The following is a 22656-nucleotide window of genomic DNA, read 5'->3' on the forward strand; positions in this document are numbered from 1 at the left end:
TCTCGATCATGAGCGCGCTGGCCGAGGGCACGCACCGGAGGCGCGCGGAGGCCCGGCCGTGGGCACACGAGGTGGCAGACGACCGGCGCCGGACCGGGTCAGGGGCGGCGGCCCGGGGGGAGCTCGATCGTCCGGGTGTCGAGGTCGAGGAGGCGGCCGGTGTCGAGGAAGCGGCCGGTGTCGGAGCTGAGGTCGGGGTGCTCGATGGCGAGCGCGGCGGCCGCGGCCTCCGGGAGCGAGAGGTCGTTGCCCTCGGCGTAGGCGCGGTCGAACGCGTCGTCGCCGATGACCGCGCGGACGAACTGCTGGTGCTCGGTCCAGTAGTTGGCGAAGATGCCGGGCGTGCTGCGCAGCGACGAGCGCATCGCGGCCGTGGCGCCGAACAGGCGGGCGGCGGAGACCGGGTCTCCGCCCATCGCGCAGCGCACGGCCATCGCGTTGATCGCGTCGCAGGCGCGCCGGTGGAAGCCGTGGCCCATCCGCGAGCGGAGCGCGACGACCAGGTGCTCGTGCGCGGCGACCAGATCGCCGCGGCCGAGCGCGATCATGCCGAGCAGCATGTCGACGCCGCGGCGGCCGCGCTCCAGCGGGCGGCCGGCCTCGACGTTGCGGGCGGCGCCGAGCAGCTCGGCGGCCTCGTCCAGCGCGCCGCGCCGCCAGAGCAGCTCGGCGAGGCTGTAGATGGCGTAGAGCGCGTCGCCGGGCACGCCGTTCGCGGTGGCCCACTCGATGATCTCGCAGACCTGGCGCTCGGCCTCGGCGTACTGCCCCTGGAAGATCAGCGGGCCGCCGCGGGTGGAGAGGACGCGGACGAGCAGGCCGGGGTCACCGGAGCGGCGGGCGTGCATCTCGGCGCGCTGGGCGAAGCGCTGCTCCTCGGCGGACTCACCGTCGGCGCCGGCGTGCAGCGAGTGCATGTGGTACGCCAGGGCCAGCTCGGCGTCCGGGATCGGCTCGCCGGTCTCGGCCATCCTCCCGTACATCCGGAACAGCCACAGCCGCCCCTCACGGGCCAGGCCGCGCTCGCGCCACCACTGGTCCAGGCCCTGGGCGAGGTGCAGGCCGCTGCGCGCGCTGCCGCCGGTCGACGTCCAGCGCAGCGCGGCGCGGACCTCGTCGGCGAGTGGGTCGAGCGCGTAGAGCGACAGCGTGATCGGCTGCCCGCCCTGGTCCAGGTGGGCGCGCTGGAGTGCCTGCATGGACCAGTCGACGTGCTGGTCCCGGGCGAAGTGCTCCTCGCCCGCGTCGGCGAGTCGGCGGGCGCCGTACGCCTTGATCGGGTCGAGGATCCGGTAGAGCGTGCCGGACGCGTGCGGCTCGACCTGAACCATCGACTTGTCGACCAGCACGGCGAGCGGGTCGAGCGGGTCGTCCTTGAGCACCCACTCGACCGTGGGCAGGTCGACCGGGCCGGCGAAGACGGACAGCCAGCGCAGCAGCCGGGCCGCGCGCGGGCCGAGCGTCCGGTACGACCAGGTGACCGTGGCCTGCATGGTCTGGTTGCGGGAGGCGGCGGACGCGGCGCGGGCGGCCGGGCCGATCGCGACCGTGGCGTCGGTGTCGCCCGAGCCGGCGTCGAGCGCGCCGAGCAGGTCGTCGAGGCGTTCCGCGAGCTGGCTGGCGGAGAGCAGGCGCAGCCGGGCCGCGGCCAGCTCGATCGCGAGCGGCAGCCCGTTGAGCCGCCCGGCGACCCGGGCCAGGTGGGTGACCTCGGCCGGGCTGGGCGCGCGCCCGCCCCGGGCGAGGGAGGTGCGGTCCATCAGCAGCGCGACCGCGTCGGACGGGGCGCCGCCGGGGCCGGGCGCGACGGAGAGCGGCGGGATGCGCCAGACGACCTCGCCGGCCACCCGGAACGGCTCGCGGCTGGTGGCCAGGACCTTCGCGCCGGTCCCGCCGGTCAGCAGTGAGGAGATCACCTCGGCGGCCGCGGCGAGCTGGGCGTCGCCGGTGTCCAGGACGAGCAGCATGCGCCGGTTCGCGGCGGACTCGACGAGGGTGTCCAGGATCGGGCGGCCCGGCTCCGGTCGCAGGCCGAGCACGGCCGCGACCGCGAACGCGACCAGGCCGGAGTCGGTGACCGGGGCCACGTCGACGTACCACACGCCGTCCGGGAAGCGCTCGACCAGCCCGCCGGCGGTCTCGACCGCGAGCCGGCTCTTGCCCGCGCCGCCCGGGCCGACCACGGTGACCAGCCGGTGCGTCTCGACGAGCGTGGCGAGCTCGATGCACTCGGCGCCACGGCCGACGAACGTGGTCGCCTGGTGCGGCAGGTTGTGCGCGGCCGCCTCGGTGCGCGGGCGCGGGAACTCGGTCTCCAGGCCGGGGGCGGTCAGCTGGAACAGGCGCTCGCGGCCGTCGAAGCCGCGCAGCCGGTGCAGGCCGAGGTCGAGCAGCCCGGTGTCGGCCGGTATCGCGGCGGCGAGGCGGGCGGTCGCGGCCGAGCAGAGCACCTGGCCGCCGTGCGCGGCGGCGGCGACCCGGGCGGCGCGGTGCACCTCGGGGCTCGCGTACTCCCGGCCGACCGGGGTGGCGTAGCCGCTGTGCAGGCCCATCCGGACCCTGGGGGCGGCACCGGGCACGGGCCAGGCGTGGGCGGCGAGCGCGCGCTGGGCGGCCAGGCAGGCGGTGACGGCGTCCGAGGCGTCGGCGAACGCGACGAAGAAGGAGTCACCCTCGGTGAACAGCTCGGTGCCGTGGTGTGCCGCGATGATTCCGCGCAGCAGCCGCCGATGCTCTTCGAGCACCGGCCGGTATCCCGCACCGAGCATCTGGGCCAACCGTGTCGAACCCTCGATGTCGGTGAACAAGAACGTCACCAGGCCGCTTGGCAGGTGATCCATTGCCGGCACGCGTGGAACCTCCGCCCCCTGGAAGTCGCGATTCATGCTGCCGTACCCGCTCGACCAGGTACATCCTCGAAACGGATGGCCCCGGCTCCCCCAAGGTAGTAGCCGAGCACGAGGTCAACGAGCCGCCGCTTCCCCCGCACCGGGTGTCGGCCGGGCGACTACGGCTGGGACAACGAGACCGGCCGGGGCCGGTTGTGGCACGACAGGTCAGAGCTGGCGACCATCCGGATGATCATCCGAAAGGCCCTGACGTACGGTTTAAACCCGCCGAAATTGCGGGGATATGTGCTTTTTATAGCCTTATCCGCAACCACAGGAGCCGCCGCAGCACCCGCCTCCGCCGGCGGGTGCCGGAGTCGCGCCGGCGCGGCCCGCGACCGCGACGGTGGAGAGCAATTTCACGGTGTCGTCGTGACCGTCCGGGCACGAAGCGGGGTCGGTGGCCTCGATCATCGGGCGGTTGACCTCGAAGGTCGCGCCGCAGGCCCGGCAGCGGAAGTCGTAGCGTGGCATGACAAGAGGGTACGGCGGCGCGCACCGGTTCCGGCAGTCGCGCGGACATGGGTAAGGTTCGACGAGTGATGGACGGGGACGGCCGGCCGGAGTCAGGGATGCCGAATATGGACAGTCCTACCAAAGAACCATCATCGCCGGGAACGGACATTTCATCGGGCAAACCGGTCGATGCGGGGAAGACCACCATTCCGGCCCCGCGCTCATGGGGCGTCGCCAGCGACTCGATCGAGCAGCCGGAACCGCCCTCCGGCAAATCCGGCACATCCCCCGGGGGTACGGCCGGGAGCGCGGAACGGGACACGCCGGAATTCGCCGCCACCCGCCCGTTCGGCTCGTCCGTGATCGAGGCGGATTCACCCGATAGCGGAGTCGGCGCGGCCACGAACGAGACCACCCGCTCCCCACGCCCGCGGACATCCACGGAACCACCGGCAGCGACGACGAGCCCGGCCCTCGGCACGTCCCCGGACCCGACCGCGCCCGCCGCCGCGGAGGCGGGGAAGCCCGCGAAGCCGGAGCCCGGCGCGGCGGCAGGTGCGCAGGCCACGACGGCCCGTGCCGCGGCCGGCGCGGACGCGGCACCGGACGGGAACGCCCACGCCGGTGCGAGCGCGAAACCGGACACCACCGCCCCGGCCGGGACGAGCGCGAAGCCGGACACCGCCGGAGCGGGCCAGAACGCGAAGCCGGCCGGGACGACGGCCGGTGCCGCCGCGAGCGGCCTCACCGCCGGCTCCACGACCGGGACGGCCGAGGCCACCGGCCGCGGCAGGGACGGGGACCCCGGCGACGGCACGCCCGGCTCGGGTGGTGACCTCGGCGCGACGAAGACCGGCCTGCCCGCGGTGAAGGAGCCCGCGCTCGCCGGCAGCGCCGCGTTCGGCCTGGCCCGGCTCACCCGGCGGCGCCTCCGGCCGCCCGCCACGCCACGGCACGCCGCCGTCCCGCTGAACCCGCTGCTGCGTCGCTTCCCCGCCGTACACGGGATGGCTCAACGCTCGCTCGACGGAGCCGCGGCCTGGCGGCGCGGCCGGTGGGGACGCCTGACGCTGCCCGGTCTGCTGCTCCTCGCCCTGCTCGGCGCCGCCGGCACGGCCGGTGGCGTCCTGGTCCCGGCCACCGCCGGCAACCGGGCCACCGATCCGCCGCCGGCCGCGACCCCCACCCCGGGGGCGGCCGACACCGCGCTGCCGGTGCCGGCCACGGACGTCCCGCTGCCGCCGCTGGTCACGGACCTGCCGGTCGCGCCGACCGGCAGCGCCACCCCGGCCGCACCGGTACCGGGTGCCCGTCCGGCGGACGCGCTCGCCGCCTGGGCCCAGCAGGTCGGTGCGAAGGTCGACATCCCGCCGGTCGCCATGCAGGCGTACGGGTACGCGGAGTGGGTGGTCGGCCAACGCCAGCCGAACTGCCACCTGAACTGGACCACGCTCGCGGCGATCGGCCGGGTCGAGTCCAACCACGGCCGGGCGAACGGCGCGGCGCTGCTCCCGGACGGCGAGTCGAACCCGCCGATCCACGGCCTGCCGCTGGACGGGCAGGGCGACCGCAAGCTGATCCCGGACACCGATCAGGGCCGGCTGGACGGCGACACCACCTACGACCGGGCGATCGGGTCGATGCAGTTCATCCCGACCACCTGGGCGCTGTGGAAGGTCGACGCGGACAACGACGGCGTCACGGACCCGAACGACATCGACGATGCGGCCCTGGCGGCCGGTAACTATCTGTGCGCGAACGACAAGGACCTGTCGACCACCGAGGACTGGTGGAACGCGATCCTGACCTACAACAACGTGGAGCCCTACGCCCAGTCGGTGTACGAGGCGGCGAACGACTTCGGGGTGCGCAGCCAGACGTAGCGTGACGAGATCGGCACTCCGGGGTGTCGCCGACACGATCCGGAGTGCGTGCACGCTTTCCTCCGGCGCACTGTCACGGCAAGCTGTATCCGTGACAGTGCGCGAGTGGGACCCCCGGACGGCGCCGGACAGCGAGTTCCAGGCCCTGCTGGAGTCGCTGAACGCGGCGCTGGCGGCCGACCTGCCGGACGATCCGCCGTGGCGCGACGACCACCTCCGGGAATACCTGGTGGAGACGATGCCGAGCGAGCGCCGGGTCTGCTGGGTCGCGGAGGACGGCGACGGCGTCCTGACCGGCATGGTGACGGTGTTGCTGCTGGGCGGCATCGGGGTGCTGGAGGTGCTGGTCCACCCGCGGGTGCGCCGCACCGGCCTGGCCCGCCGCCTGGTCGCCACGGCCGCACGCCGCGTCTTCGCCGAGGGTTTCTCCTCGATCGGCGTCGAGGTGGTCGGCGGCACCCCGGCCGTCGCGTTCTTCGAGTCGCTCGGCTTCGAGCGGGAGTACGTGGAGACTCGCAGCGTGCTCCGCCTGTCCACGGTGGACTGGCTGTCGCTGGGCGAGATGGCGCGCGGCATCGCGGCCGGCTACCGCGTGGACTACTTCCCGGGCGGTCCACCGGACGACATGCTGGAGGCCTACGCGGTGGCCAAGGCCGAGCTGCGCGACAGCGACAACGGCGACCTCGATCTGCGCCCCAGCTCGTACGATGCCCGCCGGCTGCGGGAGAGCCTGAACGTGCTGCACCGGCGCGGCATGACGCCGCACATAGTGCTGGCCGTGCACGAGCGAACCGGCGCGGTGGCCGGCCTGACCGAGGTGGTGGTGCCGCTGCAGCATCCGACGCGCGCGGATCAGTACGACACGATCGTCGTGCAGGACCACCGGGGTTACGGCATCGACCGCGCGATCAAGGCACGCATGCTGTTCGAGCTGCGGTCCGCGGAGCCGCGCCTGACCGAGGTGCAGACGTGGAACGCGCAGTCCAACGAGTCCATGCTCAAGGTCAACGCCGAGCTCGGTTTCCAGCCGGATCGGGAGTGGTGCGAATACGGGGCCGATGTGGGCGAACTACGACACCGGCTGGAGGCCGTCTGAGCTGCGGCGCGAAAAGTTAACGGAGACGACCACCGGTGGATGGACGGCGGCCGGTGACGCGCCTTAACGTGCGTTGGTTCTGATCGTCCCTCTCTGGAGGATTCATGCGCCCTCGGCTCTGGCGCGCCACGCTGGCCGGCACGATCACCGCCGTCGCGGCGGTCGGTCTCGTGCCCGGTGTGGCGATCGCCGCCTCGCCCGACCCATTCACCTCAGCCAGCATCGTTATCTCGGAATACATCGAAGGCAGCAGCAACAACAAGGCCATCGAGATCTTCAACGGTACGGGCGCGGCGGTGGACCTCTCCGCGTACGCGCTCCGGATGTACTTCAACGGCGGCACCACGTTCAGCAGCGTGCCGCTGACCGGCTCGGTCGCGGACGGCGACGTGTTCGTGCTGGCCCACGCGTCCGCGAACGCGACGATCCTGGCCGCCGCGGACCAGACGTCGAGCGCGAGCTTCTACAACGGGGACGACGCGCTGGTGCTGGTCAAGGGCACCACCGTGGTCGACTCGCTCGGTCAGGCCGGCGTCGATCCGGGCACCGAGTGGGGCACCGGGCCGGCCAGCACCGCCGACAACACGCTGCGCCGCCTGCCGGGCGTGACCGCGGGCGACACGGTGATCGACGACGCGTTCGACCCGGCGGCACAGTGGACCGGCTTCGCCACGGACACCGTGGACGGCCTCGGCTTCCACGCGGTCGACGGCGGCGGCCCGGTGGACGTGCCCCCGGTGTTCTCCTGCCCGGGAATCTCCACCGTGGTCGGCACGGCCGGCAGCGGCACGGTCTCCGCGACCGACGCGGACGACGTGATCACCGAGCTGACCGTGGCGAGCCCGGCCGCGGGCATCACCCGGACCGCGTTCACGCCGGCGACCGCGGCGGGCGGCACCGCGACCGCGACCGTCGGCGTGGCCGCGACCGTGCCGGCCGGCTCCTACCCGGTCACGGTCACCGCCACCGACGCCTCCGGCGGCACCGCGTCCTGCACGGTCAGCGTGACCGTCGCCGGGGTGCTGACCGTGGGCGAGGTGCAGGGCGCGACGCCGGACACCGGCAACGCGCGCGACCACCGTTCGCCGCTGGCGCCCGCGTCCGGCAACGGCAGCAGCGCGGAGTACCACTTCGTCCAGGGCGTGATCACGCAGCTGACCCAGGCGCGCACGTCGGCCGGCGCCACCACGTACGGCTTCTTCCTGCAGAGCCGGCTGGGCGCGACCGACGGCGACCCGGCCAGCGCGGACGGCATCTTCGTCTTCATGAGCACGTTCACGTCGCTGATCGGCGGTTACGTGCCGGTCGCCGGCGACGAGGTGGTGCTGCGCGCCCGCGTCTCCGAGTACTACAACTACACGCAGCTCAGCAGTGCCTCGCTGGTCGGCACGGTCGCGTCCGGCCTGGACGTGGACGCCGTGGTCGCCACCACCGACGCGCGCCCGCCGGCCGACCTCGCCGCCGCGGACCGCTTCTGGGAGCGGCACGAGGGCGAGCGCGTCCGCGTGCGGTCCGGTGCGCAGACGGTCAGCGGCCGGAACGTCTACCCGTCGACCGCGGACGGCGAGGTGTGGCTGCTCGACCGGGACGACCCGCTCCTGAAGCGCAAGGACCAGTACGCCCGCCGGGTGTTCCGGGACGCGCACCCGCTGGACGACGTGCCCGGCCAGCTGTTCGACAACGGCAACGGCAGCCGCATCATGATCGCCAGCATGGGCGTGAAGGCGGCCTCGAATGACAGCACCGCGCTGATCCCGGGCGCGAAGACGTTCGACAAGCTCACCACGGACGCGATCGGCGGTCTGTACTACACCTTCGAGAAGTACGCGGTGCAGGCCGAGTCCGTCTCGTTCGCGAACGGCGCCGACCCGTCGCGGAACAACCCGCCGAAGCCGGCCGACCGCTCCTCCGAGCTGGCGATCTCGTCGTACAACGTGGAGAACCTCTACGACTACCGCGACGACCCGTTCGACGGCTGCGACTTCACCGGCAACACCGGCTGCGCGGGCGTCTCCCCGCCGTTCGACTACGTGCCCGGCAGCCAGGCCGAGTACGACACGCAGCTGGCCAACCTCGCCGACCAGATCCGCTCCGACCTGCACTCGCCCGACCTGATCCTGGTCGAGGAGGCCGAGGACCAGGACATCTGCACCGTGGCCGGTGGCGAGCTGGTCTGCGGCACCACGAACGACGCGGACGGCGCGCCGGACACGCTGCAGGAGCTGGCGCTGACCATCACCCGCGCCGGCGGCCCCGCCTACGCCACCGCGTACGACCGGAACGGCGCGGACGCGCGCGGCATCACGACCGCGTTCCTCTACCGCACCGACCGGCTGGCGCTGGCCCCGGCGACCGCGGCCGACCCGGTCCTGGGCTCGTCCCCGACCGTGCGGTATCGCAGCACGGGACTGGCGAGCAACGCGGACGTGCAGAACCCGAAGACGCTGAACGCGGTCCTGCCCGCGGACGTGGACACGTCCACCGGCGTCGACGGCGCGAACGTCTTCACCCGGGCCCCGCAGGTCGGCAGGTTCACCGTGAAGGCCGCGCCCGGCTCGTCCGACACGTACACGCTCTGGGCCGTGGCGAACCACTACTCGTCCGGTCCCGACACCCGCGTCGGCCAGCGCCGTGAGCAGGCCGCCTACGGTGCCGCGATCGTCGACGCGATCGAGGCCGCGGACGCCGGGGCCAAGGTCGTCTACGGCGGCGACCTGAACGTCTTCCCGCGCCCCGACGACCCGATCGCCACCGCGGCGAACCCGGCCACGTCGGACCAGCTCGGCCCGCTGTACGACTCCGGCCTGCACAACCTGTACGACGACCTGCTGGCGGACGCGCCGTCGTCGGCCTACTCGTACTCGTACGAGGGCCAGACGCAGACGCTGGACCACCTGTTCGTCAACGACGCGCTCTACGCCGACCTGATCGAGATGCGCGCCGCGCACATCAACGCGGACTGGTCCGCCGAGGACGCCACCAACGGCTCCCGCGGCAGCAGCGACCACGACCCGCAGGTCGCCCGCTTCCACACCCGCCCGTCCCTGACAGTCACCGACGCGCAGGTCACCGAGGGCGACAGGGGCACCAGCCCGCTCGCGTTCACGGTCTCGCTGTCCCGCGCCACCGCCAAGCCGGTCGTCGTCTGCGCCACCACGCTGGGCATCACCGCCTCGGCCGGCTCGGACTACAGCCCGCTGATCCGCTGCACCACCATCGCCGCCGGCCAGACCGGCACCACGTTCACGGTCTCCGTCAACGGCGACCGCAAGCGGGAGGCCGACGAGAAGCTGACGCTGCTCGTCGCCGGCATCCCCGGCGTCCGCAACACCGACCCGATCGCCACCGGCACCATCCTCAACGACGACTGACCCGCACCTATCCGCCGGCAATCCCGAGAGGCCCGTCACCCACGGTGGCGGGCCTCCCGTCTTCCATCCACACGCTGCACATCGGCGGCGGCGGCACATTCCGGAACTGCGCCACCCGCACCTCCCACACGCTCCGCCGCCGCTGCCGTTCCCGCAGCTCAGGCGACCGGTGAAACGTCTCCGGCGGCCGCGCCAGACCGTACCGGTCCCCCCACCACTCCCCCGCCCGCGGATCCAGAATCGTCGACAGGTGTGCCGGATAGCGCCGCCCCGCCCCGTCATACGTCTCGTCCCACACCGCCATCGGCTGCACGATCCGCCCCTCCGGATCGACCACCACCAGATGCAGGCCCGCCACCCCCAGCATCCGCTCCAGCAACGCCACGCTCGGCGCCAGCCCACCCGTCTCCACCCGCGCCACCGCCCCCGCCGACACCTCCGCCCACCGCGCCAGATCCCGCTGACTCATGTCCGACATCCGCCGCGCCCGCCGCACCAGTCCCGCCACCGGAAACCCGGCCACCTCACCCACCAGAACCGGCCGCCCATACCCCGCGGCCCGCCCCTTCCGCCTCACCTTCGCTCTCGTCATGCCGCGAACTGTGCCCCCACACCACCACCCCCAGCCACCCCGCCCTTCCCCCACCCCCCTCACTCTCCGCAATCCCCCCCACCCACCCCACCGCCTCCCTTTGCTCTGCTTACATGCGGGCGTGCCGCCGCACTTAACGGAATGAGCTGCGGAAATGAGCGCGGCCCCCGAGGTAAGCAGAGCAAAGGCTGGGTGAGAGCGAGGGGGGCCTGCAGGGCAGGGCGTTACTGCGCGTGACTGAAATCTGTTTGATCGGTCACGTTGAATTGCTGCACAATCGGTCGCGATCATGGGTGAACTTATTGCTATTCGTCGATTTGTCGCCCTTCGGGGCATGGCGGGGCGAGGGAGCGATGAGGAGAGTGCCCGGCCGGGAGATGGATGCTCGACCGGGCCGGTCGGGTGGGAGGTCTTGAGGGCGGTGCAGCACCCGAGGCTCGGCGGCCGGGGAAGCGGCCGGGGCGAGGTTGCCTGGGGCGCCAGCGAGAGTGGGAAGTGGGTGCGGGGGCCGGCGTGGCTGAGGTTGCGCCGGCGGCGGTCAGGGGTGGACGTGCCGGGTCGATTGCGCGGCGAGGGGGCGGGCGAGTAAGGCCGGTGTGGTCGGGCGGGGTGAGGCGAGGGTGAGGCTGGGGGCGCAGGGCGGGGTCAGGCGGGGGTGATGCCGGGGGTGGTGGGGCGGATGCGGAGGCGGGTGGCGGCGGTGGCGGCGTTGTGGGCGAGGCGGGTGGCCTCGGTGGCGAGGGCGGCGGCGCCGTCGTCGGTGAGGCGGTAGTAGCGCCGGGGGCGGCCGTCGACGGTCTCCTCGCGGTCGACGGCGACGAGGCCCTCGGCGGAGAGGCGGTCGAGGGCGGCGTAGAGGGTGCCGGCCTGGAGACGGACGGAGCCGCCGGAGAGGGTCTCGGCCTCGCGGATGATGCCGTAGCCGTGCCGGGACTGATCGGTCAGCGCGGTGAGGATCCAGAACGTGGGCTCCCGCAGTGCCTTCGCCATCCAGCAAATATAAAGATTGTCTGAGTATGGGGACGAGCTTTTGTGGCCTGTCCCCATCAGAGACGCTGCTAGTAGCGGGCTCGCAGCAGTGTGGCGGCCTCGACGGCCCAGTAGCTCAGGATGATCTGGGCGCCGGCGCGGCGGATCGAGGTGAGCGTCTCCAGGATCGCGGCCTCGCGGTCGATCCAGCCGTTCGCGGCGGCGGCCTCGACCATCGCGTACTCGCCGCTGATCTGGTACGCGGCGACCGGCACGTCGACCGTGTCGGCGATCCGGGCGAGCACGTCGAGGTAGGGCAGGGCCGGCTTGACCATGACCATGTCGGCGCCCTCGGCGATGTCCAGCGCCACCTCGCGCATCGACTCGCGCAGGTTCGCGGGGTTCTGCTGGTACGTACGGCGGTCGCCCTCGAGCGCGGACTCGACGGCCTCGCGGAACGGGCCGTAGAACGTCGACGCGTACTTCACGGCGTAGGCGAGGATCGACCGGTCGGTGTGGCCGGCGGCGTCCAGTGCCTTGCGGATCGCGCCGACCTGGCCGTCCATCATCCCGGACGGGCCGAGCACGTGCGCGCCCGCGTCTGCCTGGGCCACGGCCATCCGGGCGTACGCCTCGAGCGTGGCGTCGTTGTCCACGGTGCCGTCGGCGGCGAGCAGGCCGCAGTGGCCGTGCGAGGTGAACTCGTCCAGGCAGACATCGCTCATGATCACCGTGGCGTCGCCTACCTCGGCGCGGACGTCGCGCAGCGCAACGTTGAGGATGCCGTCCGGGTCGAGGCCGCCGGAACCGGTCTCGTCCCGGGTCTCCGGCACGCCGAAGAGCATCACACCGCCGACGCCGGCCTGCACGGCCTCGACCACGGCCTTGCGCAGCGAGTCGCGGGAGTGCTGCACCACGCCGGGCAACGACGAGATCGGCCGCGGCGCGGTGAGGCCCTCCTTCACGAACATCGGCAGGATGAGCTGGGCCGGCGCCACCCGGGTCTCCTCGACCAGCCGGCGCAGGGCCGGGGTGGTGCGGAGACGCCGGGGGCGAATGTCGGGAAAGGACATCGTCAGCCTTCCTTGGCTGGGTCCGTGCTAACGGAAGCGGAGTGCGGTCGGGCCCTGCACCTTCGAGCCGCGGCGCTGCTTGGCCGGCATGGCGGCGAGCTTCTCGCGGAGCTCGACGGCGTACCCGGCGAGCGCCTCGACCAGGTCCGGGACCGAGGCGTGCGGCGGCTGGACGTCGACCCGCAGGCCGAACTCCGTCGCGGTCTCCGCGGTCTTCGGGCCGATCACCGCGACCACCGTGCGCTGGTGCGGCTTGCCGGCGATGCCGACCAGGTTGCGGACGGTGGAGGACGAGGTGAAGAGCACCGCGTCGAAGCCACCGGACTTGATCGCGTCGCGGATGTCGGCGGGCGGCGGGGCGGCCCGGACGGTCCGGTACGCGGTGACGTCGTCGACCTCCCAGCCGCGCTCGACCAGGCCGGCCGCGAGCGTCTCGGTGGCGATGTCGGCGCGCGGCAGCAGGACCCGGCCGACCGGGTCGAGGATCTCGTCGTGTGGGGAGAACTCGGCCAGCAGGCCCTCGGAGGACTGCTCACCGGCCGGGATCAGCTCGGGCTGGATGCCGAACGCCCGGACCGCCTCGGCCGTGGCCTCGCCGATACAGGCGATCTTGACGCCGCCGAAGTGGCGCGCGTCCAGGCCGTGCTCGCCGAACTTCTCCCAGACCGCGCGGACCGCGTTGACCGAGGTGAAGACGACCCACGCGTACCGGCCGTCGACCAGGCCCTTGATCGCCCGCTCCATCTGGGCCGGGGTACGCGGCGGCTCGACCGCGATGGTCGGCACCTCGCACGGGATCGCGCCGTACGCCCGAAGGCGCGCGCTCATCACGCCGGCCTGCTCCTTGGTGCGCGGGACGAGGACCTTCCAGCCGTACAGCGGGCGGTTCTCCCACCAGCTGAGCTTGTCCCGCTCGGCGACGCCCTCGCCGAGCGTGAGCACCACGCGGCCGGTGAAGCCGAGCGCGGCCGCGACGAACGAGTCGACGGTGGAGGTGGTGGTGTGCTGGGTGTCGCCGGTGCCGTCGCCGGTGACACCGACCGGCGTGGTGCCGTCGACGCCCGCGGCCAGCAGCCCGTCGCGGACCGCGGCCAGGTCGCCCGCGTCGACCGCGAGGGAGATCGAGCCGCGGCCGAGCGCGGCGGCGAGCGCCTCGAAGTCGAGCGTGGACACGTCGTCCACGTCGCCGGCGGTGCGCACGCCGGGCAGCGGCACGCCCGCGTAGGTGGCGACGCCGGCCGCCTGGCCGATGCCGGGCACGACCTCGAAGTGCGCGGCGGTACGCGCGACCGCCTGCACCGCCGCGACCACCGAGTCGTGTCCGAACGGGTCACCGGCGACCAGGTACGCCGCGTGCAGCCCGGAACGGGCGGCGGAGAGCAGCACCTTGGCGACGTCGCCGGGGGCACCCTCGGCGGGCGTGAACTGGGCGTCCTCGGCGGCCTGCGCCTTCAATGCCTCGATCAGCGATTCGGGGAGACCCCGGTCGTAGATCACCTGGTCCGCGTCGACGACGGCGTCGTGCGCACGGCGGGTGAGCAGGCCGGGGTCGCCGGGGCCGGCCCCGACGAACGCGATGTGGCCTACGGCTTTACGGGTGCGGGTCATTGCGTGCTCCCAGTTACATGTGCTTCCGCGGTCCGCGGTGAGGCATTCGGAGTCGTGCCATTCGGGGGCTGTGCGGGGCCGGCCGTCCAGAGCCCGGCGGCACCGGAGTCGAGCAGATCGGCGGCGAGCGCCTTGCCGATCTCGACGGCGTCGGCCGGGCGTCCGGTGCGGGACAGGCGCACATCGTGGCTGCCGTCCGGGGCGATCACGGCGCCGCGCAGGTAGATCTCGTCGCCGTCATCGCCCTCGGCCATCTCCGCGTACGCGCCGACCGGTGCGCTGCAGCCGGCCTCCAGGGTGGCGAGCAGCGACCGCTCGGCCGCGACGACCGCGCGGGTGTCCGGGTCGTCGAGCACGGCGAGCAGGTCGACCAGGTCGGCGTCGTCGGCGCGGCACTCCACGGCGAGCGCGCCCTGCGCGGGCGCGGGCAGCATGAGCATCGGGTCGAGCGTCTCGGTGATCTCGCCGTCCCGGCCGAGCCGGGTCAGGCCGGCGCGGGCCAGCACGACCGCGTCCAGGTCCGCGTGCGGGCCGACCACCCGGGAGATCCGGGTGTCCACGTTGCCGCGGATCGGGACGGTCTCGAACTGCAGGCCCAGCGCGTGCAGCTGGGCGATGCGGCGGACCGCGCCGGTGCCGATCCGGGCTCCGGGGGGAAGCTCGGTCAGTCGCAGGCCGTCGCGGGAGACGAGCGCGTCGCGCGGGTCCTCCCGGGCCGGGACGGCCGCGATGTGCAGCCCGGCGGCCGGTGCGGTCGGCAGGTCCTTGTAGCTGTGCACCGCGAAGTCGATCCTCCCGGCGGAGAGCGCGTCGCGCAGCGCGGAGACGAACACACCGACGCCGAGCGTCCGCACCGGCGCGGCGGAGGCGTCACCGCTGGTCACGATGCGGACGAGTTCGACCGGCCGGCCGGTGGCCGCGGTGAGCGCGTTCGCCACGCGCTGTGACTGGGCGAGCGCGAGCGCGCTGCCCCGGGTGCCCAGGCGCAGCGGCGCGCCGGTCTCCGGGCTCGGTGAGTCGGTCACGCTTGCCCTCCGATCTCGGGTACGGCGTCGGCGTGGGTCGCCTGCGGGATCTCCAGGTCGAACAGCTCGCGCAGCAGCGCCGCGTACTGGTCGCCGCCGGGTGACTGGGCGAGCTGGCGGACCCGGACCGTCGGCTGGTGCAGCAACTGTTGCACGACCCGGTGCAGCGTCTTCGCCACGTCCGCGCGCTGATCCTCGCTGAACTCCGGGTGGCGCTGGTTGAGCCGGCGCAGCTCGGAGCTGACCACGTCGTCGGCGCGCCCGCGCAGCGCGGCGACGGTCGGCGCGACGTCCTTGCCGCGCAGCCAGCCGAGGAAGTTCTCCACCTCGCCGGCGACGATGTTCTCCACCGCGATCGTGTCCGCGGACGCGGGGTGGTCCCGGCGGGCCTCGGCGAGCCGGTCGATGTCGAGCACGACCACGCCGGGCACGTCCGCGGCGTCCGGTGCGACGTCGCGAGGCAGGGCGAGGTCCAGCACCACCAGCGGGCCGCGGCCGGCCCGCCCGGCGACGGCCTCCGCCAGCAGCTCGCGGGTGAGCACCGGCGTCTGCGACGCGGTCGCGGTGACGACCAGGTCGGCGTCGCGCAGCGCGGTGGCCACGTCCGGGTAGCCGACCGCCTGCGCGCTGTACGCCTCGGCGAGCCGCTCGGCCCGCTGTGCGTTGCGGTTCGTGATGCGCAGCGGGCCGACGCCGGCCCGGCTGAGCGTGGCGACGGAGAGCGCACCCATCGCGCCCGCGCCGATGACCAGCGCCGGGCGGCCGTGCAGACCGCCGGGCAGGTGCTCCGCCGCGACCTCGAGCGCGGCCGTGACCACGCTCTGGCCGGCCCGGTCGATGCCGGTCTCCGAGTGCGCCCGCTTGCCGACCCGCAGGCCCTGCTGCATCAGCTCGTGCAGCAGCCGGCCGGCCGAGTCCGCCTCGGTGGCCGAGTGGTACGCGTCGCGCAGCTGGCCGAGGATCTGCGGCTCGCCGATGACCATGGAGTCGAGACCGGCCGCGACCTTGAACGTGTGCTCCACGGCATCGCCGTCGAAGTGCACGTAGAGGTGGCTCGCCAGCTCGGTGGGGACGTCGAAGCCGGCCTGCTCGGCCAGCACGGCGCAGATGTCGCCGAGGCCGCCGTGGAAGCCGGAGACCGCCGCGTAGACCTCCACCCGGTTGCAGGTGGACAGCACCACGGCCTCGCCGACGTACGGCTGGGCGACCAGCCGTTCCAGCATGCCGTGCAGGTCCGCGGGCGGCGTCGCGAGCCGCTCCAGCACCGGGAGCGGGCTGGTGCGGTACGACGCGCCGACGACGAGGAGTTTCACGATCCGACCGCCTCCGCAGCGTCGGTGGAATGGTGTGTTCCCGGCCCGGTCAGGCCGCCGGGCAGGGCGGTGAGCCCGGCCGGTCCGGCCGCGCTCGACTTGCGGTGTTGGTGGAAGGAGAGGATCTGCAGCTCGATCGCGAGATCCACCTTCCGGACGTCCACTCCCGCGGGCACGGTCAGCACGCAGGGAGCGAAGTTCAGGATGCCGGTGACCCCGGCGGCCACGAGCTGGTCGGCGACGCTCTGGGCGCCCTCCGCGGGCGTGGAGATGACGCCGACCGAGATCGGGTCCTCCGCCGCGACCTGCGGCAGCTCGTCCAGGTGGCGCACGGTCAGGCCGTGGATGCGCTGGCCGACCAGCTCCGGGTCGACGTCGAAGAGCGCGGCGATGCGGAAGCCCCGGCTGGCGAACCCGGCGTACCCCGCGAGCGCGTGGCCGAGGTTGCCCAGGCCGACGAGCACGACGGAGCGCCGCTGGGTGAGGCCGAGCACGCTCTCGATCTGGTCGACGAGCAGCGTCACGTCGTAGCCGACGCCGCGGGTCCCGTACGACCCGAGGTGGGAGAGGTCCTTGCGCAGCTTGGCCGAGTTGACTCCGGCGGCCACGGCGAGCTCCTCGCTGGAGACCGTCTCGTGGCCCGCCTCCGCCAGGTTGTGCAGTGCGCGCAGGTACTCCGGCAGCCGGGCGACCGTGGCCTCGGGGAGGTCCGGTAGCGCGGGGACGGCCGCGGGATGCCCGGGCGTGCCCGGCGGGGGGTGCTGGCTCATGTGACTCCGTGCCGACGTAGCGATCCTCGACCGACCCTGCGGATCGATCGTTGTGGAAGCCCCTCGACACCCGCCGTTACCGGCTGCCCTGACGGGGCGTATAGAGCTAACAATGTAGGCGCTTGTGAAGGCGTGCACAAATCGCGATCTTGACCCAAGCGGTGGACAACCGGCCGCCGTCCATGCTAGCGAAATCGCCGGGCTTCGTCGGTGCACCGAAGCCCTCCGTCTCCACCGGGGCCCTGCCCCGACCAGCCCACCTCCGCACCGTCCGAAGACAGCCGCCAATCAGTATGCGCCAAATGGCTTTTATGCTGCAAATAGCGCGTAACCGCACCGTGCGCGGTAGGGAGAGCCCTACTACGAAGAGGCGTGCGCGCGGGATCGGATACCCACGGGCGAGGGCTTAGCGTTTCGCCATGACCACGCTCACCGCCGAATCGGGGACCCCGTCCCCGACCCCGATGCGGCAATTGCTGATCGATTCCGGATACGTCCTGATCGGTCTGCCGCTCGGGTTGATCGGGTTCATCCTGACGCTCGTCACCGTGACGCTCGGTGCCGGGATGGCGGTCACCGTCATCGGCCTGCCGATCATGGCGGGCGGCCTGCTGATCGCCCGCGGGCTCGCGGACCTGGAACGGCTGCGCATGCCCGCGGTGCTGCGCACGCCCTACATCCGGCCGGCGTACCGGAAGGCCAAGGAGAACGGCGGGCTGTGGTCCCGGATGTTCGCACCGATCCTGGACGTCCAGTCCTGGCTCGACTTCGCCCACGCGCTGCTGAGGCTGCCGGTCTCCGCCGTGTCGTTCCTCATCACCGTGGTGTGGTGGGCCGGTGCGGCCGGCGGCGTCACATACTGGATGTGGGACTGGGCACTGCCGTACGAGTCGGACAACACCGACCTGCCCGAGCTGCTCGGCCTGCCGGACAGCAGCGGCTCCCGGATCGCGGCCTACACCGCGCTCGGCATCTTCTTCGCCGCCACGCTGCCGCTGGTCGTCCGCGGCGCCGCGCTGCTGAGCGCCGGCACCGGCCGGGTGCTGCTGACCGGCATGGCGCAGTTCCAGACCCGGATCACCACGCTGGAGGGGCAGCGCCGGGCCGCGGTATCCGCTGAGGCGCACGCGCTGCGGCGGCTGGAACGGGACATCCACGACGGCCCGCAGCAGCGCCTGGTCCGGCTCGCCATGGATCTCAGCCGCGCGCAGCAGCAGATGGAGACGGATCCGGCGGCCGCGAAGGCCACGCTCGGCGAGGCGCTCACGCACACCGTGGACACGCTCAACGAACTGCGCGCGCTGTCCCGCGGCATCGCGCCGCCGGTGCTGGCCGACCGCGGGCTGCCGAGCGCGCTGGCCGCGCTGGCCGGGCGGTCCTCCGTACCCGTGGAACTGGCCGTTGATCGTGACATGGGCCGGCTGGAGCCGGCCGTGGAGAACGCCGCGTACTTCGTGGCGGCGGAGGCGCTGGCCAACGTGAACAAGCACAGCAACGCCTCCGAGGCCTGGCTGACCGTGGCGCACGTGGGCGACCGGCTGGGCATCTCGGTGCTGGACAACGGCGCCGGCGGCGCGCACATGGCGAAGGGGCACGGGCTGGCCGGCCTGGCGGACCGGGTGCAGGCGGCCGGTGGCACGCTGCGCATCGACAGCCCGATGGGCGGGCCGACGGAGCTGCGGGTCGACCTGCCGTGCTAGACACGGGGTCATGCGGGTCGTGATCGCCGAGGACGCGGTGCTGTTGCGGGAAGGTCTCATCCGGCTGCTGACCGAGCACGGGCACGAGGTGGCCGCGGCCGTGGACACCGGGCCGGCGCTGGTCGAGGCGGTCCGGGAGCACCGGCCGGACGTGTCGATCGTGGACGTGCGGATGCCGCCGTCGCACACCGACGAGGGGCTGCGCGCCGCGGTCGAGGCGCGGAGCCTGGTGCCGGGCACGCCGATCCTGGTGCTGTCGCAGTACGTCGAGGTCTCCTACGCCGACGATCTGCTAGCCGACCGGGCCGGCGCCATCGGTTACCTGCTCAAGGACCGGGTGGCCGCGGTCGCGGACTTCCTCGACTCACTCGGCCGGGTCGCGGGCGGCGGCACCGTGCTGGACCCGGAGGTGGTGGCACAGCTGTTCGCGCGGCGCCGCCGGGACGACCCGCTGCGCGGGCTGACGCCGCGCGAGCGGGAGGTGCTCGGGCTGATGGCGGAGGGCAGGTCGAACACCGCGATCGCCCGGAAGCTGGTGGTCAGCGACGGCGCGGTGGAGAAGCACGTGCGCAACATCTTCACCAAACTCCAACTGCCCCCGGACGAGGAGCAGCACCGCCGGGTGCTGGCGGTGCTGACGTACCTCGGCGGCTAGAGAGTCTTCGCCAGCTTCACGGCCTCGGAGAGGGTGTCGGCCACCGGCAGGCCGGACGCGCGTAGCCGGTCGGGGTCGGTGAATCCGCCGGTGTAGAGCACGGCCGCGCCGCCGACCGAGTGCGCCGCGTCCGCGTCGTCGAGCGAGTCGCCGATCAGCACCACGTCGGTGCCGGCCACGCCGAGCTCGGCCAGGTGCCGGGCCAGGTATTCCGCCTTCAGGCCGCCGCCGACCGCGCCGGGCAGGCCGTCGACGCGCCGGAAGTGCGCGGTGAGCCCGTAGCGCTCGACGACCGGCACCAGCTCGCTGTGGAACCACATGGACAGCAGCGACTGCTCCGTGCCCCAGTCGCGCATCGCGTCCGCCGCGTCCGCGGCCAGCGCGACCGAGGTCAGACCGTCCCGGTACGCGTCGTGGAAGATGCCGTCGAGCACGCCGAACTCGTCCGCGTCGACCGCGCGGCCCAGCACCTGCGCGTAGTACTCGGAGATCGGCCGGCGGAAGTTGCGCCGGTGCTGCTCGGGCGTGACCGCCGGGCCGGCGATGCTGGCGAAGGCCGCGTTGGTCGCCTCGACGACAAGTTGCAGGTCGTTGAGGAGCGTGCCGTTCCAGTCCCAGACGAGGTGTGTGCGAGTGCCCATCGGGCGATGCTAGCGGCTAGCGGGGCTGCGCCAGATCGGCCAGAAGGCGCGCCTCCTCGACCCGCCAGTAGCCGTGCTCCCGGCCGTCCAGCAGCACGACGGGAACGCGTTCGCCGTACTCCCGCTCCAGCTCGAGGTCGCTTTCGACGTCGATCTCGACGTAGCGGTCACCGGTCGCGGCGACCACCCGGTCGACCGCCTCCTTGGCCGCCTCGCACAGGTGGCAGCCGGGCCGGGTGATGAGGGTCAGACGGGGCTCCTGCATCCGGCCGAGTCTGCCAGAGTGACCCCCGGTGGACACCCGCGACGGCGTGTCGCGGTGCAAGTGCGTCCGGGCGTGTCGGGGCATCGCCCGAGGTAAGCGCCTGGTCACCACACGTATGGTTTTGCGTAACGCACACGGTGTGCGACACGGAAGTGCGGTTTCCGCGAAATACTCCTGCTCTATGTAACGGACTCCACACGTGCGGGTGAGGCAGGCCCTATCATCTCAAAGGGTCGACTCACCCCTTTTGTTATGAGTTGACACCCCTCACCCAGAGGAGGCCGTTGTGCCCGATCTTGCACCGCAACTGCACCTCGCGGGTGCCCGTCCGCTCCCGGCTCGCCGACCCCCCTTACCCGCCGGATGCGCCGATATGCCCTCAGTACGAGGCTGCGCGGAGGAGGCCCAGTGACGTACCGATACGCCGCGGACGGGATCGTCTTTTCGGCCCGGCTCGCGCTCAACGAAGGCCTCCACCACCTCGGCGTCACCATCGGGATGGCGCGTGCGGAGAGCAGCGGCAGCGAGCGCACCCGGAACCGGCCGCCCAACGCACCACCGAACCAGGCACCACCCCGGACCGGCACGCCCACCAACGGCGGCCGGGTCGGCGCGCCGGCCAAACCGGCCCCGCCCGGGCAGCGCACCACGGACACCGCACCGCCGCCGGCCACCGGGCCGGACGCGCCGCAGCGCCCGAGCCGGCCGGACCCGTCCGACGCGGCCGCCGAGGTGTGGGCGCTCGTCGAGCGCGCCCAGGCCGGCGAGGCCGCGGCCTTCGGGCTGATCTACGACCGGTACGTCGACACCGTCTTCCGCTTCATCTACTTCCGGGTCGGCAACCGCCAGCTCGCCGAGGACCTGACCTCGGACACGTTCCTGCGCGCGCTCAAACGGATCGGCAGCTTCACCTGGCAGGGCCGCGACCTCGGCGCCTGGCTGGTCACGATCGCCCGGAACCTGGTCGCCGACCACTTCAAGTCCGGCCGCTACCGGCTGGAGGTGACCACCGGCGACGTGCTCGACGCCGACCGCGAGGACCGCGGGCCGGAAGGCAGCCCGGAAGCGGCGGTCGTCGACCACATCACCAACGTGGCGCTGCTCACCGCGGTCAAGCAGCTCAACCCGGAACAGCAGGAGTGCATCGTGCTCCGCTTCCTCCAGGGGTTCTCGGTCGCGGAGACCGCACAGGCGATGGGCAAGAACGAGGGGGCGATCAAGGCGCTGCAGTACCGGGCGGTCCGCACGCTGGCCCGGCTCCTGCCGGACGGCTTCCAACCGTGACCCGTTCCCCCGGATCCTCCCGTAACCACGCGTGCCCGTCCCCCGTTTGTCCCGGTGCGACCCATGGTGGTTCCGGCATTTCCCCGCATCGCGGTCGCCCTGGCCGGTGCAGACGCCGTCCGGGTAACCGCGACGACTGAAGGGAGGTGCCCTCGGTGAGAAACGTCATCTTCGACCGTCGTCGTGCCGAACGCTTCGCTCAGCTGCTGGACGAGGCGGACGGCGGACCGCGCCACCACGGCCGGTCCCGAGCGGATGACCAGCTGGCCGAGTTCGTGGCGCTAGGACACGAGCTGACCAGCGAATCGCCGGGCCCCGAGATCGACTCCGACTTCCGGACCGGACTGCGCGCCATGCTGATGGCGACCGCGGAACGGGAGGGTATCGGTGTCACCTCCACGGACCCGGAGAGCGCCGCCGGTCCGGTGGCCCACCTGCTCAGGGCCGGTGCGGCCGCGGACGCGGCCGGACGCCGGCTGCGGGCCCGGGGCGCGATCGTGGTCGGCGTGATCGCCGGCGCGGTCGTGGTCTCCGGCATGTCCGCGGCCAGCTCGGACGCGAACCCGGGCGACGCGCTCTACAGCGTCAAACGGCACTCCGAGCAGGCTCAGCTGGCACTCGCCGGGTCCGACGAGGACAAGGGCCGGCTGCACCTGGAGTTCGCGGCCACCCGGCTGCGCGAGGCACGGGCCGTCACCGGCGACACCGCCGGGTTCGAGGCCGTGCTCAACGACATGGACGCCGACACCCGCGCGGGCGTGAAGCTGCTGGCCGGCGCCGCGACCCGGGAGCACAGCGACACGCCGCTGGACCCGGTGGACCCGTTCGTCACCGGTCAGCGCCGGCAGATCGGCGGCTTCCTGGACACGCTCTCCGGGGCGAACCGGGACCGCGCGCTCGGCTCGCTGATCCTGCTCGACTCCGTCGACAAGCGCTCCCGCGCGCTGACCGACGGGTTCGCCTGCCCGGCCGCGGAGGTGCTGCCGCCGACCGACGCGCTCGGCCCGCTGCCGAACCTCTGCGACACGGGCGACGACGACCCGGTCGGCTCGCCGGTGCACGGCGGC

17 protein-coding genes and 1 pseudogene are annotated in these 22656 nt (G+C 73.0%); 7 read left to right on the forward strand and 11 right to left on the reverse strand.

Annotated features, from left to right (window positions below; translation table 11 throughout):
- Positions 1-98: 98 nt before the first annotated feature.
- Both J2S43_RS32235 and J2S43_RS32240 read right to left on the reverse strand, forming a co-directional pair.
- Positions 99-2840, reverse strand: coding sequence for an adenylate/guanylate cyclase domain-containing protein (locus tag J2S43_RS32235; RefSeq protein ID WP_306835505.1), 2742 nt, complete (start codon positions 2838-2840; stop codon positions 99-101).
- 309 nt (positions 2841-3149) lie between these two features.
- Positions 3150-3362 (reverse strand): FmdB family zinc ribbon protein, encoded by a 213-nt coding sequence (locus tag J2S43_RS32240; RefSeq protein ID WP_306835506.1) that lies wholly within the window; start codon positions 3360-3362, stop codon positions 3150-3152.
- A 107-nt stretch (positions 3363-3469) separates the two neighbouring features.
- Between J2S43_RS32240 and J2S43_RS32245 the strand changes: the two genes are divergently transcribed.
- The 3 genes from J2S43_RS32245 (at position 3470) to J2S43_RS32255 (ending at position 9694) form a co-directional block, all read left to right on the forward strand.
- On the forward strand, positions 3470-5227 hold the full coding sequence (locus tag J2S43_RS32245) for a lytic transglycosylase domain-containing protein (RefSeq protein ID WP_306835507.1): 1758 nt from the start codon (positions 3470-3472) through the stop codon (positions 5225-5227).
- Positions 5228-5318: 91 nt separating this feature from the next.
- Entirely contained in the window at positions 5319-6323 is a 1005-nt protein-coding gene (locus J2S43_RS32250) for a GNAT family N-acetyltransferase (protein ID WP_306835508.1), read from the forward strand.
- Between the two features lie 104 nt (positions 6324-6427).
- A complete protein-coding gene (locus J2S43_RS32255; protein ID WP_306835509.1) occupies positions 6428-9694 on the forward strand; it encodes a lamin tail domain-containing protein in 3267 nt (1088 codons plus the stop codon).
- A gap of 7 nt (positions 9695-9701) precedes the next feature.
- On the opposite strand, the gene J2S43_RS32260 is transcribed toward J2S43_RS32255, so the two are convergent.
- The 7 genes from J2S43_RS32260 to J2S43_RS32290 form a co-directional block, all read right to left on the reverse strand.
- On the reverse strand, positions 9702-10286 hold the full coding sequence (locus J2S43_RS32260) for a helix-turn-helix domain-containing protein (protein WP_306835510.1): 585 nt from the start codon (positions 10284-10286) through the stop codon (positions 9702-9704).
- A gap of 645 nt (positions 10287-10931) precedes the next feature.
- Positions 10932-11264 (reverse strand): PadR family transcriptional regulator, encoded by a 333-nt coding sequence (locus tag J2S43_RS32265; RefSeq protein WP_370881801.1) that lies wholly within the window; start codon positions 11262-11264, stop codon positions 10932-10934.
- An 80-nt stretch (positions 11265-11344) separates the two neighbouring features.
- Positions 11345-12328, reverse strand: a complete 984-nt coding sequence (gene hemB / locus J2S43_RS32270) for a porphobilinogen synthase (RefSeq protein ID WP_306835514.1) — start codon at positions 12326-12328, stop codon at positions 11345-11347.
- A gap of 27 nt (positions 12329-12355) precedes the next feature.
- Positions 12356-13936 carry a bifunctional uroporphyrinogen-III C-methyltransferase/uroporphyrinogen-III synthase gene (locus J2S43_RS32275; protein ID WP_306835516.1) on the reverse strand — a complete coding sequence of 527 codons (1581 nt, stop codon included), beginning with the start codon at positions 13934-13936 and terminating at the stop codon, positions 12356-12358.
- On the reverse strand, positions 13933-14961 hold the full coding sequence (hemC, locus tag J2S43_RS32280) for a hydroxymethylbilane synthase (protein WP_306835517.1): 1029 nt from the start codon (positions 14959-14961) through the stop codon (positions 13933-13935). Before hemC ends, J2S43_RS32275 begins: the two co-directional genes overlap by 4 nt.
- On the reverse strand, positions 14958-16274 hold the full coding sequence (locus J2S43_RS32285) for a glutamyl-tRNA reductase (RefSeq protein ID WP_306835518.1): 1317 nt from the start codon (positions 16272-16274) through the stop codon (positions 14958-14960). Before J2S43_RS32285 ends, hemC begins: the two co-directional genes overlap by 4 nt.
- Positions 16271-17044 carry a redox-sensing transcriptional repressor Rex gene (locus J2S43_RS32290; RefSeq protein WP_306835519.1) on the reverse strand — a complete coding sequence of 258 codons (774 nt, stop codon included), beginning with the start codon at positions 17042-17044 and terminating at the stop codon, positions 16271-16273. The genes J2S43_RS32285 and J2S43_RS32290 overlap by 4 nt, the downstream gene beginning before the upstream one ends.
- Positions 17045-17463: 419 nt before the next feature.
- Between J2S43_RS32290 and J2S43_RS32295 the strand changes: the two genes are divergently transcribed.
- Positions 17464-18744, forward strand: a complete 1281-nt coding sequence (locus J2S43_RS32295) for a sensor histidine kinase (RefSeq protein WP_306835520.1) — start codon at positions 17464-17466, stop codon at positions 18742-18744.
- A 10-nt stretch (positions 18745-18754) separates the two neighbouring features.
- On the forward strand, positions 18755-19399 hold the full coding sequence (locus J2S43_RS32300) for a response regulator (RefSeq protein ID WP_306835521.1): 645 nt from the start codon (positions 18755-18757) through the stop codon (positions 19397-19399).
- Here the strand turns inward: J2S43_RS32300 and J2S43_RS32305 are convergent.
- Both J2S43_RS32305 and J2S43_RS32310 read right to left on the reverse strand, forming a co-directional pair.
- Entirely contained in the window at positions 19396-20040 is a 645-nt protein-coding gene (locus tag J2S43_RS32305) for an HAD family hydrolase (RefSeq protein WP_306835523.1), read from the reverse strand. The genes J2S43_RS32300 and J2S43_RS32305 overlap by 4 nt on opposite strands.
- 16 nt (positions 20041-20056) lie before the next feature.
- Positions 20057-20305 (reverse strand): glutaredoxin family protein, encoded by a 249-nt coding sequence (locus J2S43_RS32310; RefSeq protein WP_306835526.1) that lies wholly within the window; start codon positions 20303-20305, stop codon positions 20057-20059.
- A 498-nt stretch (positions 20306-20803) separates the two neighbouring features.
- Between J2S43_RS32310 and J2S43_RS32315 the strand changes: the two genes are divergently transcribed.
- A complete protein-coding gene (locus J2S43_RS32315; RefSeq protein WP_306839593.1) occupies positions 20804-21589 on the forward strand; it encodes an ECF subfamily RNA polymerase sigma factor, BldN family in 786 nt (261 codons plus the stop codon).
- Positions 21590-21744: 155 nt separating this feature from the next.
- A pseudogene (locus J2S43_RS32320) lies at positions 21745-22611 on the forward strand (DUF5667 domain-containing protein); the annotation flags it as partial.
- Positions 22612-22656: the final 45 nt, after the last annotated feature.

The sequence above is a fragment of the Catenuloplanes nepalensis genome (assembly GCF_030811575.1).
GTDB lineage: Bacteria > Actinomycetota > Actinomycetes > Mycobacteriales > Micromonosporaceae > Catenuloplanes > Catenuloplanes nepalensis.